The sequence below is a fragment of the Cupriavidus sp. 96C5-1 genome, assembly GCF_057798855.1.
This window is the reverse complement of the sequence record NZ_JBYOJU010000008.1, coordinates 1-15,636: the sequence shown is the minus strand read 5'-3', so window position 1 is coordinate 15,636 and position 15,636 is coordinate 1. Positions and strand designations below refer to the sequence as shown.

The 15,636-nt window shown below is 59.2% G+C and carries 14 protein-coding genes and 2 pseudogenes; 8 read left to right on the top strand and 8 right to left on the bottom strand.

The genetic code is table 11. The features are described from left to right. Positions 1 to 188 precede the first annotated feature (188 nt). The 7 genes and pseudogenes from AC3FOF_RS11910 to AC3FOF_RS11880 form a co-directional block, all read right to left on the bottom strand. On the bottom strand, positions 189 to 1,190 hold the full coding sequence (locus tag AC3FOF_RS11910; RefSeq protein WP_488726676.1) for a FecR family protein: 1,002 nt from the start codon (positions 1,188 to 1,190) through the stop codon (positions 189 to 191). A gap of 112 nt (positions 1,191 to 1,302) precedes the next feature. Further along, positions 1,303 to 1,839, bottom strand: coding sequence for an RNA polymerase sigma factor (locus AC3FOF_RS11905; protein ID WP_488726675.1), 537 nt, complete (start codon positions 1,837 to 1,839; stop codon positions 1,303 to 1,305). Beyond that, positions 1,820 to 2,527 (bottom strand): secretin and TonB N-terminal domain-containing protein, encoded by a 708-nt coding sequence (locus AC3FOF_RS11900; RefSeq protein ID WP_488726674.1) that lies wholly within the window; start codon positions 2,525 to 2,527, stop codon positions 1,820 to 1,822. The genes AC3FOF_RS11905 and AC3FOF_RS11900 overlap by 20 nt, the downstream gene beginning before the upstream one ends. A gap of 534 nt (positions 2,528 to 3,061) precedes the next feature. Next, positions 3,062 to 3,463 (bottom strand): type II toxin-antitoxin system VapC family toxin, encoded by a 402-nt coding sequence (locus tag AC3FOF_RS11895; RefSeq protein WP_488726673.1) that lies wholly within the window; start codon positions 3,461 to 3,463, stop codon positions 3,062 to 3,064. After that, the gene (locus tag AC3FOF_RS11890) at positions 3,463 to 3,699 is read right to left on the bottom strand and encodes an antitoxin (RefSeq protein WP_276268936.1); all 237 of its coding nucleotides are present in this window, start codon (positions 3,697 to 3,699) and stop codon (positions 3,463 to 3,465) included. Before AC3FOF_RS11890 ends, AC3FOF_RS11895 begins: the two co-directional genes overlap by 1 nt. Before the next feature lie 104 nt (positions 3,700 to 3,803). Continuing rightward, positions 3,804 to 4,292 (bottom strand): hypothetical protein, encoded by a 489-nt coding sequence (locus AC3FOF_RS11885; protein ID WP_276268935.1) that lies wholly within the window; start codon positions 4,290 to 4,292, stop codon positions 3,804 to 3,806. A 452-nt stretch (positions 4,293 to 4,744) separates the two neighbouring features. Then, positions 4,745 to 4,951 (bottom strand): annotated as a pseudogene (locus AC3FOF_RS11880) (transposase); the annotation flags it as partial. A gap of 428 nt (positions 4,952 to 5,379) precedes the next feature. Between AC3FOF_RS11880 and AC3FOF_RS11875 the strand changes: the two are divergent. Further along, on the top strand, positions 5,380 to 5,925 hold the full coding sequence (locus AC3FOF_RS11875) for a hypothetical protein (protein ID WP_488726672.1): 546 nt from the start codon (positions 5,380 to 5,382) through the stop codon (positions 5,923 to 5,925). Positions 5,926 to 6,388: 463 nt separating this feature from the next. Here the strand turns inward: AC3FOF_RS11875 and AC3FOF_RS11870 are convergent, their stop codons facing one another. Beyond that, a complete protein-coding gene (locus AC3FOF_RS11870) occupies positions 6,389 to 6,616 on the bottom strand; it encodes a hypothetical protein (RefSeq protein ID WP_488726671.1) in 228 nt (75 codons plus the stop codon). A gap of 947 nt (positions 6,617 to 7,563) precedes the next feature. Here AC3FOF_RS11870 and AC3FOF_RS11865 point away from each other — a divergent pair. The 7 genes and pseudogenes from AC3FOF_RS11865 to AC3FOF_RS11835 form a co-directional block, all read left to right on the top strand. Beyond that, on the top strand, positions 7,564 to 8,457 hold the full coding sequence (locus AC3FOF_RS11865; RefSeq protein ID WP_488726670.1) for an EAL domain-containing protein: 894 nt from the start codon (positions 7,564 to 7,566) through the stop codon (positions 8,455 to 8,457). Between the two features lie 249 nt (positions 8,458 to 8,706). After that, positions 8,707 to 9,243: a fimbrial protein gene (locus AC3FOF_RS11860; RefSeq protein ID WP_488726669.1), complete on the top strand. Its 537-nt coding sequence runs from the start codon at positions 8,707 to 8,709 to the stop codon at positions 9,241 to 9,243. Between the two features lie 81 nt (positions 9,244 to 9,324). Further along, positions 9,325 to 10,059, top strand: a complete 735-nt coding sequence (locus tag AC3FOF_RS11855) for a fimbrial biogenesis chaperone (RefSeq protein ID WP_488726668.1) — start codon at positions 9,325 to 9,327, stop codon at positions 10,057 to 10,059. 65 nt (positions 10,060 to 10,124) lie between these two features. Then, positions 10,125 to 12,800, top strand: a complete 2,676-nt coding sequence (locus AC3FOF_RS11850; RefSeq protein ID WP_488726667.1) for a fimbria/pilus outer membrane usher protein — start codon at positions 10,125 to 10,127, stop codon at positions 12,798 to 12,800. Between the two features lie 26 nt (positions 12,801 to 12,826). Then, a complete protein-coding gene (locus AC3FOF_RS11845; RefSeq protein WP_488726666.1) occupies positions 12,827 to 13,870 on the top strand; it encodes a fimbrial protein in 1,044 nt (347 codons plus the stop codon). A 313-nt stretch (positions 13,871 to 14,183) separates the two neighbouring features. After that, on the top strand, positions 14,184 to 15,002 hold the full coding sequence (locus tag AC3FOF_RS11840) for a transcriptional regulator (protein ID WP_488726665.1): 819 nt from the start codon (positions 14,184 to 14,186) through the stop codon (positions 15,000 to 15,002). 271 nt (positions 15,003 to 15,273) lie between these two features. Continuing rightward, a pseudogene (locus tag AC3FOF_RS11835) lies at positions 15,274 to 15,636 on the top strand (transcriptional regulator); the annotation flags it as partial.

Sequence of the window (15,636 nt, the reverse complement as noted above, 5' to 3'; positions counted from 1 at the left end):
ACGAAAGACCCGTTGCTGATAGACGCCGGCCAACGCGAAAAACCTTAGGAAATTTTGTAGTGCGCTCCAATGCCTCACGCATCGTCGTACGTGGCGAAGATGTACGGACGATGAAAAGCGGCACATGACACATCGCGTGTCATGCGCCCGTCATATCAGGCAACGCCTTCGTGTTTGGGGAAGCGCCTTTAGCTCAGAACGAGCAGGCCGCCCGGCAGCCGGCGGGCGTCGAGGCCAAAGGCCAACTGGATCTGCAGCAGCGCTTCGTCGAGGACGGCGATGCGAAAGCGCCCCACCACCCCACGATCGCGCCCTGAAGCCGACATCAACACGACACGCCCTGGGCGATAGCGGTTGATCTCGTCGATCACCTGCGCGAGCGGGGTCTGGTTGAACACCAGTTCGCCTTTGCGCCAGGCGGAAACGCTGCCGGTCTCGACGGCGGCGACGTTGCTGATGCCGCTGTCGTCATAGACCGTCTGCTGGCGGGCTTGCAACCGTCGGGAGCCCGAAGGGTGCATGATCCGAACCGCGCCATCGATGCACGTGACGCACACCTTGTCGCCCAGGTAGCGCGCTTCAAACCGTCCTGATTCGACCAGACTGGTTCCGACGCCGGCGGCGACGGCGAACGGCCCGCTGCCGCTACCCAGGTCGACCGCGGCTTCGCCCGCCAGGATATGCATCCCCACGACACCGCCGTCGACCGCCTGGCGGCGAATGCTGGTCTGGGTATTCAACGTGACCGTCACGCTGTCGGACAGCGCCACGATGCGCTGCTCTCCGGTGCCGGTTCGATAATCCGCTCCCCATTCGGCCAGCGGCGGCCAGAGTCCCAACGGCGGATGGAGGATCGCGACGCCCGCAGCGGCGGCCACGCCAACGCCCGCGCCCAGGAAAGCCCGGCGCCCCAGCTGCGGTGCGCGCGACAGGCGTGCGTGCCGCGCGCTTCGTGCCGGATTGGCGCGCAGCATTTCGACCAACGCCGGCCGCATGGCTTTCCACTGGTGTTTGGCATCCTCGAACGCCGCGGCGTGCGCCGGGCTCGTCTGCTGCCAGCGCTTGAACGCCTGCAGCTCCGGCTGCGTCACGCCACCGTCCGTGAGCCGTCCCAGCCAGATCACCGCTTCCTCGTGCAGCACGTCCGGCGAGATGCTGGGAGCGTCGTTGGGTTGAATGGATGTCTTCATGATGTCATTTCACGCGCACATACTGAACCGCACCGGTGCACATGCGCTACCATCGCACCACGGGCTGGGCCCTGCCATAGGCAAGACAATTGTCGGCATCCAAAACCTCAAACTATTTTCTGCCGGCCATACGCGCCGCGCAGTGCAGGTGGGCCCGTTTCAGTTCCTGCTCGACCGTGCTCAGCGAGACGCCCAGACGCTTGGCCACGTCCTTTTGCGCCATGCCGTCGACGCGCACCAGCAGCAGAATATCCTGCCGCCGTTGCGGCATGCGCTCGATGATCGCCATCAGGTCATGCAATTCCGCGCGGCCGGCTGTCGTCTGCTCGGGGCCCGGCGCCGGGTCCGCCACCTCCAGCAGCGCCTCGATTTCGCTTTGCGGCACGGCGCGATGCTGGCTGCGCAAGCTGCTGATGGCGGTATTGACCGCCATGCGAAGCAGGAACGCACGCGGGTTCAGGATCTCCGCTTTCGGGTCGTCCATGCGGCGCAACTGCAACCACGTATCGTGCAGTGCGTCTCCGGCCAACTCGTCGTTGCCCAATGCACGGGCGAGCCGGCGCTTGAGATCTTCATAGCGCCGGGACAGAAAGTCCAGCAAGACCGGGCGAACGTCTTCGGTCATCGGCTCAATGCCCTGCGGCAACACAAGCGGGACCGCCGGACTGTGCCGGCAAGATCGCCATGGTGACGGGTTGCGACATCTTCGGCGGCGGCGCCCGGTCCATCCGTACGGGCGCCAAGGCGCGCATCAACACCACATCACGCGCACGGTCCCCGGTAGATCCGAGCAATCGCAAATGGTAGACGCGACCGTCAGGCGCCACCCTGAAGCGTATGAGCGCACGGTAGCTTGCTAGCGAAGTCTCAGGGTATGCGCAGATGGCGTCCCAGATGCGCGCCTGCACTAGGGCTTCGTATCCGCCCAGATCGTTCGCGTCGGCGCCGGTACCCGCCACCGGGCCGTCCGCGGCAACGGGTTTCAGGACCAGAGCCGCGACACGCCCCCCGCTGATTTCCTCCACATCCAATCCCGTACCCTCCAGAAGACGATGCAACGCAGCTTTGGCGGTATAGCGGCCGCTCACCTGTGACGACATTCGGCCGGACACCAGCGAGGCGGGAAATAAGGCAGAACGCCCCGAGATGACCGCGAACCGGGTCAAGGCATCAACCAGAGGCTGCGCGGGGATATCGACATCGAAGAACTGCGCACGCTCGCCAGCGGCTAGCGCCGCTTCCTGCCCGTACGCCGTACCCGTCGCCGCCGGAAGGCCCAGGCAACTCAGGCAACCCGCAAGCGCAAGCCCACTGACCGATGCCGAGCTGCCTTTCATTTTCCGTTGCGAGATCGCGGGATGCCTTCGACATGCGGACAGGGAAATCCGTCTGCAAATGAGCCGCAAGTTACTGGATGGATGTGACGCGTCCGTGACAATCCGGACGAGGGGGAGGCGTCGACGCGGCGCATGGGTGGTCAATGGCGGTCTACGCATCGCCTTCCGATGGGAAAGCGTCGGACAATCGCAGCGCGGCTGGCCAGGCGCCCGCGGTCAGTCCGCCGGGATACCGCCTCTCAGCCAGCTGATCGAGCGGGTCCGCCTGGAGGTTGGCGATGTGCGCAGGCTACTGGCCCAGGCTGAACTGTGGTTGGATGCGGTCCCCTGCTTGGAAGCGGAGCTTGTCGATGCATGCACCCATGTTGCCGCCGAGGCAGTTGCACGCGTTGCGGCGGAAAAGTCGGCGGCGGTGGCCGATGCCAATCGAGTGGCCGCGCAGGCCGCACAACAGCAAGCCGAGTCCCGGCTAACCCATTCGGAAGAACGCGGAGAGAGGACGCCGTACGTCAATCATGGAATCCTTTTCCGTGACTATTCGTGGAGCCAGTTCTCAACCTTGACACCGGGATAACCGGCAAAGTCCCGCTCGTTGTTGGTGACCAGCACAATGTCGAGAGCGACGGCGTGCGCAGCAATCAGCTTGTCCAAGTGATCCTTCCTACGCTCGCGCGTCGCTTCGCGGATGGGGCCATAGGCTTCCGCCGCTGCAGCATCGAACGGCACCACCGGAATGTCCTCGATCAGCGCGGTGAGGTTCCGACGTTCGCGTGCGCGGCTTGCGGACACAGAGACACCGTACTCCAGCTCGGCGTACGTGATCGCGGACATCACCACGTCACCGACGTAGCACTGCGCAAACCGCTTTGCGACCTGTTCCGGCTGGTTTTTCATCAGGTAGATGCACATGTTCGTGTCGAGCATGAAGCGCGGCATTACAGGGCCTCGCGCTCAGCTTGCTCTTGCTCGCCTCGCCCTTCGGCCAGGAAATCTGGCCCGAACTTGGCGAACTTCTTCAGCACCCCGGCAAGAGGCCGGCGTGCCGGCCGGATGCGCAGTTCATCCCCCACTCGTTCAATTTCCAGATCGACGTCCATGCGTTCGTAGGCCAGGTCAGCCGGAATACGGACGGCCTGCGAATTGCCATTCTTGAAAACCTTGGTGGTGTGCATGTTGATCCTCATCGATGGATGTACCATGGATGTACTATAGACTATGCCGGGCCAGATGTAAATCCATGTGTGTACATGTCTTCTGTGCGCTGCAACACTCCAGATCAGCCCCCCTCCTCATCCGATAACTCCAACAGCGCGTCCAATCTGAACTTGATCTGCGCGGTCCTGACGATATCGCTCATCTCCTGATGTGGCAGACTTGCCGCATAGGCGCGCAGTGCCGCTAAACACTGATGGCAACCAGCAATATCTGCCGGCGTCAGCAATCCGTCTTGTTCCAGCAACTCGGCAAGCCGATGCAACAACTCGGTACGTGGGCAGGTGGGGTCGCGCAGCCGGGCAATATCGAACATTTCGGCCATACCCTGAATGACCGCCACGAGACTGTAAGCCTTGCCGTCCCCAGACGCCGTGTAAACTGGCACCCCGGCTTCCGACAGTTCCAGCGTACCGTCACGCTCGATGCGATCCAGCAACGACTCCAGCGGCGCAAAGGCGGCATTCAATTGCCACGGACGCGTGCGCATGGCGACACGCGCAATCGTGCGACCAGCACGGTAAGGCTTTCTTGGCTTCTTCGGTCGACTCATGGCAAGCATTATTCCAGATCGGAACTACCGAAGCAGACCGTTCGGTGTTTCAAACAGCCCAACGACGATCCCACGGGCTGAATCCGACAGAGACAGCTTACATACTTGTTAATCCAGCTTGAAGGCCCCTTGCCGCTCCTAAGATACGGAAGAAAAAAGAGCATCTGTCGGGTGGGACAGATGCTCGCGGGAAAAACCTGGAGGGGGTCAACCTCACAAGTGAAGCAGCACCGGCAGAGCTAGTGTTACTGTTTGCAAGTATCGCGCCTCGATAGCCGAAGAAAAATAGTAAAACATCCAAATATGCTCCCGCAGCAGAGGGGTTTTTGGTGATAACGCGGGCCGTCGACTCGATCAACTGCCTGGGCGTCATCGCCAATCCGTCCCTCACCTTCAGTTGATGCTATTGCGGTGATTGATGCTCCTTCGTGTAGGGTGGCGACGTTGAGTGGAATGCCAAAGCAGCAGCCCACGCGGTATGCGAATCATCAGTTCAGGATCGATCGTGGGACGTCCGGCATGGCTATAGTAAGGAGCCAGATGCTGGCGCAGATCGCCGAGATCAAAGAATCGATCAATGCCCCGCAAGAGGTGATTGGGGGTACATGGTCATCAACGTGAACGAGCAGAAGAGCCTGGTCCGCCTCTTGACACATCATGGTTGACACCCTCGTCGATTTCTAATGTCGTACTTGGGATGAATTCAAATGTCGTACCCCGTCCCAGATCATGTCAAGCTGGCTGCCTTGCCGCCACGCCAGGAGCGCGATCATGGGCCGACCCGACACTAACACCATGAGCATGCGGGAACTGGATCGGTGCAAGGTCATCGAGTCCACTGTGCAGGCCGGCCTGACGGTCTGGCGCGCCGCAGGCCGGCCCTTCGCGGACGCTGCTGGGCGAGCCACCGCGACCGCACAACCCGCCGCTGCACGTGAAGCGTCAGCGGCTGATCAACCGGTTGGACCTGGCGCGAGCGATCAAGGGCACGCCCTAGTTGGCTGACGCATAACATTTCGTTCCAGCGGACCGCCTACGGCGGCCGCCGAATTTAGGCGTTGGGCGTTCACAGAACAACATCTGCCCTATGGAAACCTTCGAATCCATCATTCGCTTTATTGGAAGCTACCCAGTGTGGGCTCGCCTTCTTATGCTCGCTTGCATCGCGGTTGCCGCCAGCACACTAGTTCTGGCGCACCACGGTGTGACTCTCCAAACTACGATAGTACCTGCGGCTGCGGCCAATGCGCCAAAGAAGGAGCGCCAGTTCTTCATGCGAATTAAGCCGATCAAGCTCTTTCCAGACCGCCCCGGTGCCGAGGTTCAACTATCAGTGTTCGTGAACGGAACTGAATACCGACACCCCTCAGTCGCAGGGGTTGAATGGATGAAAGTCGGTCCAGCAATGAGCGAAAAGACTATTGAACTTCCTCCTGCGTCTCGATACGAGGTTCGCTTCGAGATGCGGATGCGAGACGGCCCGATGGGCAAGACCACCTTTCGCGCAGCGCAGAAGATCGCGTACATCACCACACTCCCATTCGAAGAAGCGTACTCGCTCTACAAAGTCGATAGTGGCTCCCGGGCTGCGGAAGTCTCTGCACTTGTGTCATACGAAGTCTATGCGCAGTGACGCCTAACCTCGCCATCGAGCGGACATGCCTCGGGCGAAGCGTGCCGAGGCATGTCGTTCATGTCGAACGTTCCATGGCGTCGGCCGCCCACACCCGAACGACCGCTTTTGTGCCCGCCAGACCGAAGTAGTTTCGGTATCGTGAGCTACCGTTGATGGCCGTCGGAAGCCATCCGAACCACTTTTCCCAGTGGCCGCGAACTGCTGGGAATCGGTCGCCCAGAGCCTGTGGCTTAGAGCGTTGTCAGATTGAGCGCAGCCCTGCGCGCGTACCCAGGAACGACCGATTAGACGCGCATGACCAGCGTTGGCCGGACAGAGCGAGCCAGCTGCCGGTGATCACCATGCGGAAGCCAGGCCGCCAAGCGCGACAACGGCTTCACCGGCTAGCCTATTTGCACGCAAACGTATCAGCCAGCGCTCACGCGCCCTCAATTGAGAATCCGCCAGAACGATCTCTCGCTTAAGCAAAGCCACGCCCAGCAACTTGCGCATAGAGGGATTCGAGATTGTCCTGCGCCGCGCTTGCGCATATCATCGCGTCCGCAACGACATACTTCACTTGCTCGTCCACGCTCAGCCCCGGTTGCCGACCGGCACCTCCGCCCTTGAGCACGTTCTGGGCGTATAAGTTAACCCGCAATACAGACTGAGCATCGACCAGGTCGTCAAGGTACTCTTGCCTCGCCATATTAGGGCTCGTAATGGACCAGATGACGATTATGGCGCCGACCCTGCTCGCGGAACACCATGCTAATAGGAGGAACCAGGTCGGAACTCATGGACAATTGGCAGTCACGGATCGCACTGCCCGCGGAACGCTTAAGGTTGATCTACTTGTAGCGGTTTCATCGCGGGCAACACTTGGAGATGTCCGTCAACCAGCCGACTCCGGCACACAAACGTGTACACGTCGCCGAGGGAATCGGCAGTCCTGCCCGGGGACCGACTAGCAACTCTGCGAGTTGATCTGCATGTCTGGCGAGCGAGGGAACAGCGCAGGCAAATAAACTGCGTCCGAGTTGGCGCTGGACGCCTGTGTCGCAACAGCAATCCTCGGCAAGGACTACGCGAGCCCCCTCCCCAGATTGCCGCTTACCAGGCGGCGGATGTAGCGCAGTTGTTCATCTCGAACATACCGACGCTCGCCAAGCGCATTTTCAAAGACTGCATTAACCCACCCGAATTCCGACCCAAAATGGAATAACTGTTACAAAATATGTGCGCATAATGGATATGTTATGCGCTCACTTAGGCTTGGTTATTCATACAATTGAATTCACAAAAAGCGGAAAGACCATCTACACGTAGCTTCCCGCCTCGCGTTCCCGACGCATACGGACGGCTCTGCACATTGAGAACGGACTCAATTTTCATTAGACACCACTCCGACCTGATTTCGAGGCCTCTCGTTCATAATCCTCCCCAACAGATATACCCGACAGCACCTGCTGACATCGCGTAGCACCGCATATCAATGATCAACGGCCATTGGAGCCGAAGTCTATGGTGCATGCACACGCTGCGCATGTGGGTCGGAGCGTTCGATCCAGATGGATTTCGTCTCGAACCAATTGATTGGGGGAGCCGAAGTCGCACTCTCTGATTATCCATTGACGGAAAAGATGGATAAAGCGCATGAAGAACTTGAAAATACAGGGGAACGGGATGGTGCAGGGCGCCGGTAATATATTTCTTGTCGACGGCGCTCGAGCCGGCATTCGGGCAGCCGGCATTCGGGCCATTGTAAAACGCGTACATGAAGGATTGATCTCAGAGCAATTCGGCCTCGTTTTTCAGCCAATATGGCACGCGAGAAATGCCTCTGTCACCAGCGTAGAGTGTCTGCTGCGCTGGCACCACCCGACTTACGGGGTGCTGCTGCCCGGTGCGTTTCGTCACGCATTCTCTGATGAGGCACTTGCGCGCGAGACTTTCTATTTTGTTTTTGAGTCCGCCTGCAGGGAATTGGCCGTTTTGGAAGAACGAAATCAAAAAATTCCAACCCGTATTGCCGTCAATATGGAGCCGTCGGTTTTGGTCGATGAGAAGTTGATCGAACGGATTACAGCGATCACGGGGCATTATCATGTGGACCCCAGCAGATTCGACTTCGAGATTATCGAGACGGAAGACGCTTCGACACTGCTTTCGCTGAGGGAATTTACGGATCCGCTGAAAGGACTTGGGATTCGCCTCATGTGCGATGACTTCGGCTCTGCCTATCCGCCCTTTTCAGCATTAAGTTCCATGCGAATTGACGGAGTAAAGCTCGACAAATCCTTTCTTCGAGGAATCCCGACCGGAGAGCGAAGTTGCATTGTTCTTGAGGCACTTCTCGATCTGTGCGCAAGATTGCAACTTCGGGTAGTCGTTGAGGGGGTTGAATCCGGAGCGCAACTCGAATGGCTAACCGCGCGCGGAGACATCGAAGTCCAGGGGTTCTATATCGGGCGCCCGCAGGCGCGGATCGGGGAAGTCTACGCAAATCTGCCTAGGGCTGTTTTGTCTGATAAGCGCGCTGGATACTAGGACGCTTTTCTCCTCCTGGCGATGTGAATGACGGAAATCGTCTTCCGCATCTCAGAATAATGAGTTTCGATTCACGACCAGAATACCGCTCTGGATGGGAAATTATTGAATACCATCTCTTGAGTTTGCAAAGGACCTTTTTGCTCTACTTACTTATGGGCGAAATTGTGAAGTAGTTGCGTGCCTCGGCGATAAATAGGCCGCCCGCATGCTTTCTTTAGTTTCATCTCTTCTCTTTGAGGTTCACCCATGAAAACGAAGCTGTTTTCCACCATGATCGCCGCCGGCGTCATCGCCATCTCCCAGAATGCGCTGGCATCCGATGGCACCATCACCTTCAACGGCAACATCACCGCCCAGACCTGCACCATCGCCAGCTCGGCTGGCGGCAAGGACTTCACCGTCGTGCTGCCGACCGTGTCGACCTCGATCCTGGCTGCTGCCGGCCAGACCGCAGGCGACACCGCCTTCTCGATCAATCTGAGTGCATGCTCGCCCAACAGCGGCCCGGTCCGTACCCACTTCGAAGCTGGCTCGACCGTCAACGCTCAAGGCCGCCTGCTCCAGCAGGCCACTGGTACCGCCACGAACGTGGACATCCAGCTGCTGAACGGCGACAGCACGGTGATCAAGGCTGGCGATCCAGACGCCTCGCAGAACTCGAAGCCGACGGCCATCGCTTCGGGCTCGGCCACGCTGCCGTACATCGGCCGCTACTACGCCACGGGCACGAGCACGGCCGGTACCGTGACTTCGTTCGTGACGTACTCGCTCGCTTACCAGTAAGCGGCGAGGCATGACCCGGATGGCGCCCACAAAAGGCGCCGTCCTTTTTGATGAAGTGGTTTTGAGTATTGGGAATTGATCATGAAAACGAGGCGCATCTTCCGTACCCTGCTTTGCTCGGCCTTGGCGGCAGTAAGCCTGGCAGGAGCGTCGCAGGTGAGCGCCTCGGTGGTAATTGCAGGCACTCGCGTTATCTACAATGCCGGGGAGCCTGAAACCACGATCAGACTCACCAATAATGGCAAGGCTCCCAGCCTGACTCAGGTCTGGATCGACAAGGGCGATATCAACGCGTCGCCCAGCAATCTCGACGTTCCCTTCACCGTCACACCGCCGGTGTCGCGACTGGATCCCAGCAAGGCGCAAACGCTGCGCATTGCCTACACCGGTGAAGCGTTGCCGCAAGACAAAGAGACGGTGTTCTGGTTGAACGTGCTGGATATTCCGCCGAAGGCCAAGGCCGAAGGCGATGTGAATCTACTGCAGCTGGCTTTCCGCTCTCGCATCAAGCTGTTCTTCCGCCCCGCCGGACTTCATGGGCAGGCCGAAGAAGCACCGATGCAAGTGACGTGGAAGCTTGTCCGGGGCGGCATTGAGGCGAGCAACCCCACGTCCTATCACGTTTCCTACGCCGCGATCGAAGTCAAAGCTGGCAGCAAGGTTGCCAAATTTGAAGACGGCGGCATGGTCGGCCCCGGTGAGACCAAGGTGTTTCCGCTCAAGGGCGATGTCACCAACTTGCCGGACGCCAAGGTCCTGTACCAGGCGATCAACGACTGGGGTGGCTCGACCACCGAGGAAGCCTCGTTGAAGTAGCCCCTTCACGCGCTGCGCAGGTCACGCGTAGAGCAGATTGTTCCAAGAAGGCCCGTCGTGTTGACATGCAGCCCGTCGAGGTGGCACGCGCGGGCACGTGCAAGCATTCAGGGTTCGCCATCATGTATAAGCCATCCCACCGCCGGTCATTTCCCTCGGACCTTTGCCCGATCAGTGCGGTTGTGCTGATGTTGTTCGCTGGCGCGAGTGCGCATGCGGCAACGCAAGAGATCGAGGATACCCTGGTCGCCGAAGTCCAGTTCAATGATGCCTTCCTCCAGCCGGGCTCGGGCGGCAAGATTGACATCAGCCGCTTCAGCAAGGGAAACATCGCGGCACCCGGTCAGTACCGTGCCGGGCTGTTTGTGAACGAAATCTGGCTCGGTCGTACCGAAGTAACAATGCGGCAGATCGGCAGTGACAAAGCCAATGTGCAGCCATGTGTAGATCGCGCGCAGCTGGAACGCATGGGCGTCGACCTGACGAAGCTTTCGCCGCAAGCACTCGAAAAGCTTGGCTCGGGCGAATGTGTCACCATGCCCCAGCTGGTGCCGGACGCCACCGCAAGCTATGACAACGGCGAGTTGCGCCTGGATGTGAGCGTGCCGCAGGCGTACATGATGCGTAATGCCCGCGGCTACGTGGAATCCAAATTCTGGGACGAGGGCGTCAATGCTGCCAAGCTGCAATACAACGCGAACGTCTATCATTCAGACAACCTGGGCCAGTCGTACACGCAGAGCTACGCGGGTATCAACGCCGGCGTGAACGCCGGGCCGTGGCGCTTGACCCACATGGGTAGCTATACGCATAGCGACGCGACCGGCTCGCAATATCAGGCGATGCAGACCAATGTCAAGCGTGCTATCGCGCCCATCAATAGCCAGTTGACGCTGGGCGACGGCTTCACCGACGGCACGCTGTTCGATTCGGTGGGCTATCGTGGTGTGCAGATTGCAAGCGATGACCGCATGTATCCGGAATCGCTGCGCGGCTATGCACCCACCGTGCGTGGCATTGCCTCGACCAACGCGCGAGTGCAGATTCGGCAGAACGGAAACATCATCTACGAAACGACGGTCCAGCCTGGCGCATTTGAGATCAATGATCTCTATGCGACTGGCTTTGGTGGTGACCTCGAAGTCACCGTCACCGAGGCGGACGGCAGTGTTCACGTGTCCAAGGTGCCGTATGCCGCGGCCGTGACCTCACTGCGCCCTGGCGTGACGCGCTATAGCATGACCGCCGGCCAATACCGCAGTACCGGGGCGCACATTCGGCCCTTCATGTTCCAGGGTACGGTGCAGCATGGCTTCTCGAACATGGTGACCGGATACGGCGGTGCCGTTTTGTCCGAGAACTATGTCGCAGCAATGGGCGGTGCGTCTCTGAACACCAACTGGGGCGCAATTGGGCTCGATGTTACGCAAGCTCGTACCCAACTGCAGAATCAGGCCGATCGCAGCGGCCAGAGCTACCGGTTGACCTACTCCAAGATGGTGGCACCCACAAGCACCAACCTGACGCTGGCTGCCTATCGCTACTCGACCAGCGGGTACCTGGGCCTGTCGAATGCCATGGCCCTGCGCGACCTGGATGAGCGCGCTATTCCACAGGGCATGACAGGCATTCAGCGGGGTCGCCTCCAGGTGACCATGAACCAGGCGCTGCCGCAAGGCTGGGGCAACTTTTACCTGATGGGTTCCACGCAGGACTATTGGAACCGCAGTGGGCGCGATACGCAGTTCTCAGTTGGATACAGCAATTACTACAAGCGCATCAGCTACGGGGTAACGGCTGCTCGTGAGTTTAACCTGAACGAGAACAAGTGGGTCAATCGTGTCATGCTCACGGTTGGCATTCCGCTGGGCAAGACGGCTCGTGCTCCGAACTCGGTGACGAGCGCGCAGCGTGATTCCAACGGTACACTCCGTCTGCGGGAATCCGTGTCCGGGGCGCTGGGTGACGATAGCAGCCTGACCTACGGTCTGAATGCATCGCGTATCTCGGGCGGCGGCAACTCGAACAACACGTCGGTGGGTGCGAACGTTGCCTACATGACACCGTTCACGATGCTGAATGGTAGCGTCAGCAAGGGCAACAACTATACGCAGGCCAGCGCCGGCCTCTCCGGCGGCATTGTCGCCTACGCCGGCGGTGTGGCCTTTAGTCCCGTCATGGGTGAAACGATGGTGATCGTCGAGGCCAAGGATGCCGGCGGGGCGCGCCTCGCCAATGGCGCGGGCCTGCGCGTGGATCCGTGGGGTCATGCCGTGGTAGCCAACGTGATTCCGTTCTCGCGCAACATGATTGAAATCGATCCGAAGGGATTGGCGTCGGGAATCGAGTTCAAGTCAACGACGCAATATGTCGCTCCCACTGCCGGCGCTGTTTCGGTGGTGAAGTTTGATACGCAAGACAATGGCCCGCAGATCGTGATTCGAAGCAAGGGCGCTGACGGCAAGCCTCTTCCCTTTGGGGCTACGGTGCTGGATGCGTCGGGTAAGGAAGTCGGTGTCGTCGCCCAGGGCAGCAAGATTCTGGCGAGTCTGAAGGAAAACAACGGTGAACTGATAGTGAAATGGGGTGATGGCCCAGCCTCGTCTTGCCGTTTGGCTTATCACCTGGATTTGTCTCGCGCCCCGAAGGGCGAGACGTCGACCGTAGACGGGCTCCCGTGCACACCGCAAGGCATTGGCACGGCGATGGGAGAGCCGCAACGCACGAGGCCAGTCCTTTGAAATTGCTTTACCAATTCCCAGCTAACATGTCACGCATCCTTGCTCTTCTATTCATTCTGGCCGGCGCGCTTCTGCCCGTCTGCGCGCGCGCGAGCTGCACGTATGTCACCTCCGACAGTCAGGTCGGGTATTTCAATTTTGATCCAGGTCCAAACTTCACAGTCAATCCAAACTTGCCCGTTGGATCAGTCCTGTTGAGATGGAGCGGTACGCAAGCGGCGGCAGTGAATACAACCTCGATGATGCCGGTTTTTAGCTACGGCGTTATGTCGGTCGGGTGGAAATGTACAACGAACCCTAACCCATACACTTTTCGAGGAACCACCGGCGCACCAAATGGTAGTGTGTACCCCACATCGATTCCAGGCATTGGTGTGCGTATCACTCTCGGCAGCTACGTCTTTCCTAGCACCTACTGGTCGCAGAACGATGTCATGCTCGATGGTGGTACTTACTATGGTAATTACCTAGCCCCATCATACCCGCTGCTTGTCGAACTTATCAAGACCGGTCCTGTCACGTCGGGAGGAACGTTGACGGGTGAGTTCGCCGGCTGGTTTACGCCTGATAACACGCAGGTTGTATCGTATCGGTTCCGTCCTGGGGGCATCGTCATCAAGCCAACCTATCCTACTTGTGCGCCGACGGTGCCGAATCAGGGGGTACCGCTGGGTACTGTGGCAGCCGGCACGCTCGACGCGAACACCTATTCGAATCAGGTGAATTTCAACGTGAACCTGATGTGCTCCGGTGGTAATCCCACCACCACTTCCAGCAACGTGTACGTGACCTTCACGGATGCCAACAATCCCACAAACACCACGGACATGCTGTCGCTTGCCCCGGGCTCGCAGGCCAGGGGCGTGGCGGTCCAGATCCTGTGGAAAGGGAACCCAATCAAGTACGGGCCTGATTCCAGCGCTGCTGGCAACACCAACCAGTTCCTGGTCCTGCCCAGTCAGCTGAACGGCAACGCTTCGATTCCGCTGACGGCGCGCTTTGCAAAGACCGGCCCCGTCACGGCCGGCGCAGCGACTGCAGTTTCCACGTTCACATTCAGCTATCAGTAATGAAGGCATAGACGCGCAGGCTGATGCAGATTGACGCATCACACCCGCTTTCAATCCGGCCAATTCCGTCGTGGCGCCGGATACACGTCCTCTGCCAGGAGCGTGCCAAGGCGCGCTATTACCAGACGGCAGCAACCGTCTGTCCTGGGACAGCCAGTAGCATTCTGACTTTCACTATGAGCTATTTGTAGTGTGTCCACGCAGTATCTGCTGACCCATACGAGGATAGCGGGCGCTCAATCGTTTAAGAAACAGTGGTAAGTATTTCAATAGAAGGTGGGTGAACTAGTTTGCTCGCTTGGAGGTTGGTGGGATGCAGCAGATTCGATTATCAGCACCGGGCCGCACGAAGCTTGATGCTGTCTTTACGTCGTTCATTGGAATGGATGGCGGCAATCCCAATGCTGCCCTCTGGGTGTGCGATGTGGCTCCGTTGTTCAGCTGCGTGCCACCGCTGAAAGCACTGCGCCCGGAGAAGCAGCCCGGCTCCTGGAACGTCGCCTTTCGTCGGGCCAATGCTCACTTCTTCCCGCAATGGCAAACGCACTACCGAATTGCGCGCGTAATCGCATCTGCCCACGCATCGACCCTGCCGCCAGAGCTTAGCCCAATCGACGCGACGGAGTATTTCTACCACTGTCTCTATGCGCCGCATGGCTGGGAATTCAAGTTGAATCTCTTTCCATTTCCAGAAAATCCACGTCCCAGCCTGCCATGGAACGAGGCGTTCAAAGACGATTCCGTCCTGCACTCGAAATCAGCCTACTTGCACTTGTGCCGCGATGGCGGCCGATTCCGCTTCATCTCCAAGCTGCGCCATCAGCATCAACCGCGCGTCATCCTGTGCTTGGGCCAACGGCACAGGTGCGATTATCTGCGTGCGTTCGGCTTCGAAGGTATCGATGGAATCGAGGAAATTCTGCAGCCTGCAGATGTGCCTCAATCGCTATATGTCTTTGAACATGAACGAACTGCGCTGGTGCTTAGCCCTCCACTCGGTGGCCCCAAGGGGCTGAGTTCCAATGTGCTTCTTGACGCGCTGGGAGCCTACCTGGCGCGGCGGCTGGACGCATCGGATTTCCCTCCCCATCCGGGCACACGGCTGACCGCCTTATCCCTTTCCGCACCATAGTGAGCCTCCACCGCCTTGACCCGGACCCCGAATCAAGGCGAGCCCAAAGAAGGAATGCCGGGCCAGCTAGATCCATGATCTTGGAGTCGGACTGACCGGCAGACAATTCGGGAAGGCCTGAAACTCTTTGAAGCGAAACACTTCATCAGCGTCCATGTCTCGTTTGGTATCCGGCGAGACGACGCCAGCGGCACGGGCGGCGGGTTAGGTGGCCGATCAGCACGTTGGCGCGCCGAGTTAGCGGGGCGCATTAAGCTGTAAGGGGAGCAGTATGGAAAATGCCGTGTTTACCAGGTCGGAGTTGGACGGCTATTTTGCTTCGTATGTTGGGATGGAAGGGGGGAATCCGGGGGCGTCGGTGTGGTTCTGCGACGGAAGCCCACATCCGTGGTTCGAACATCTGACCGCGCCGCTGAGGCCGCGCATGTCCCCTCCGGCATGGGATGCAGCGTTTCGCACAACGTATCGCGAGAGCCTCGGAAGATGGCTGGGCCACCAGCATATTGCCCGCATCATGGCGGCGGCTCGCGCCGAAGTGTTGGGCCTCCCCCTGTATGCCACGGACTGCCAGCAGTATTACGAACAGCAGCTATATGGGCCCTGGGGCGCCGAGTTCAAGCTGAGCCTGTTTCCA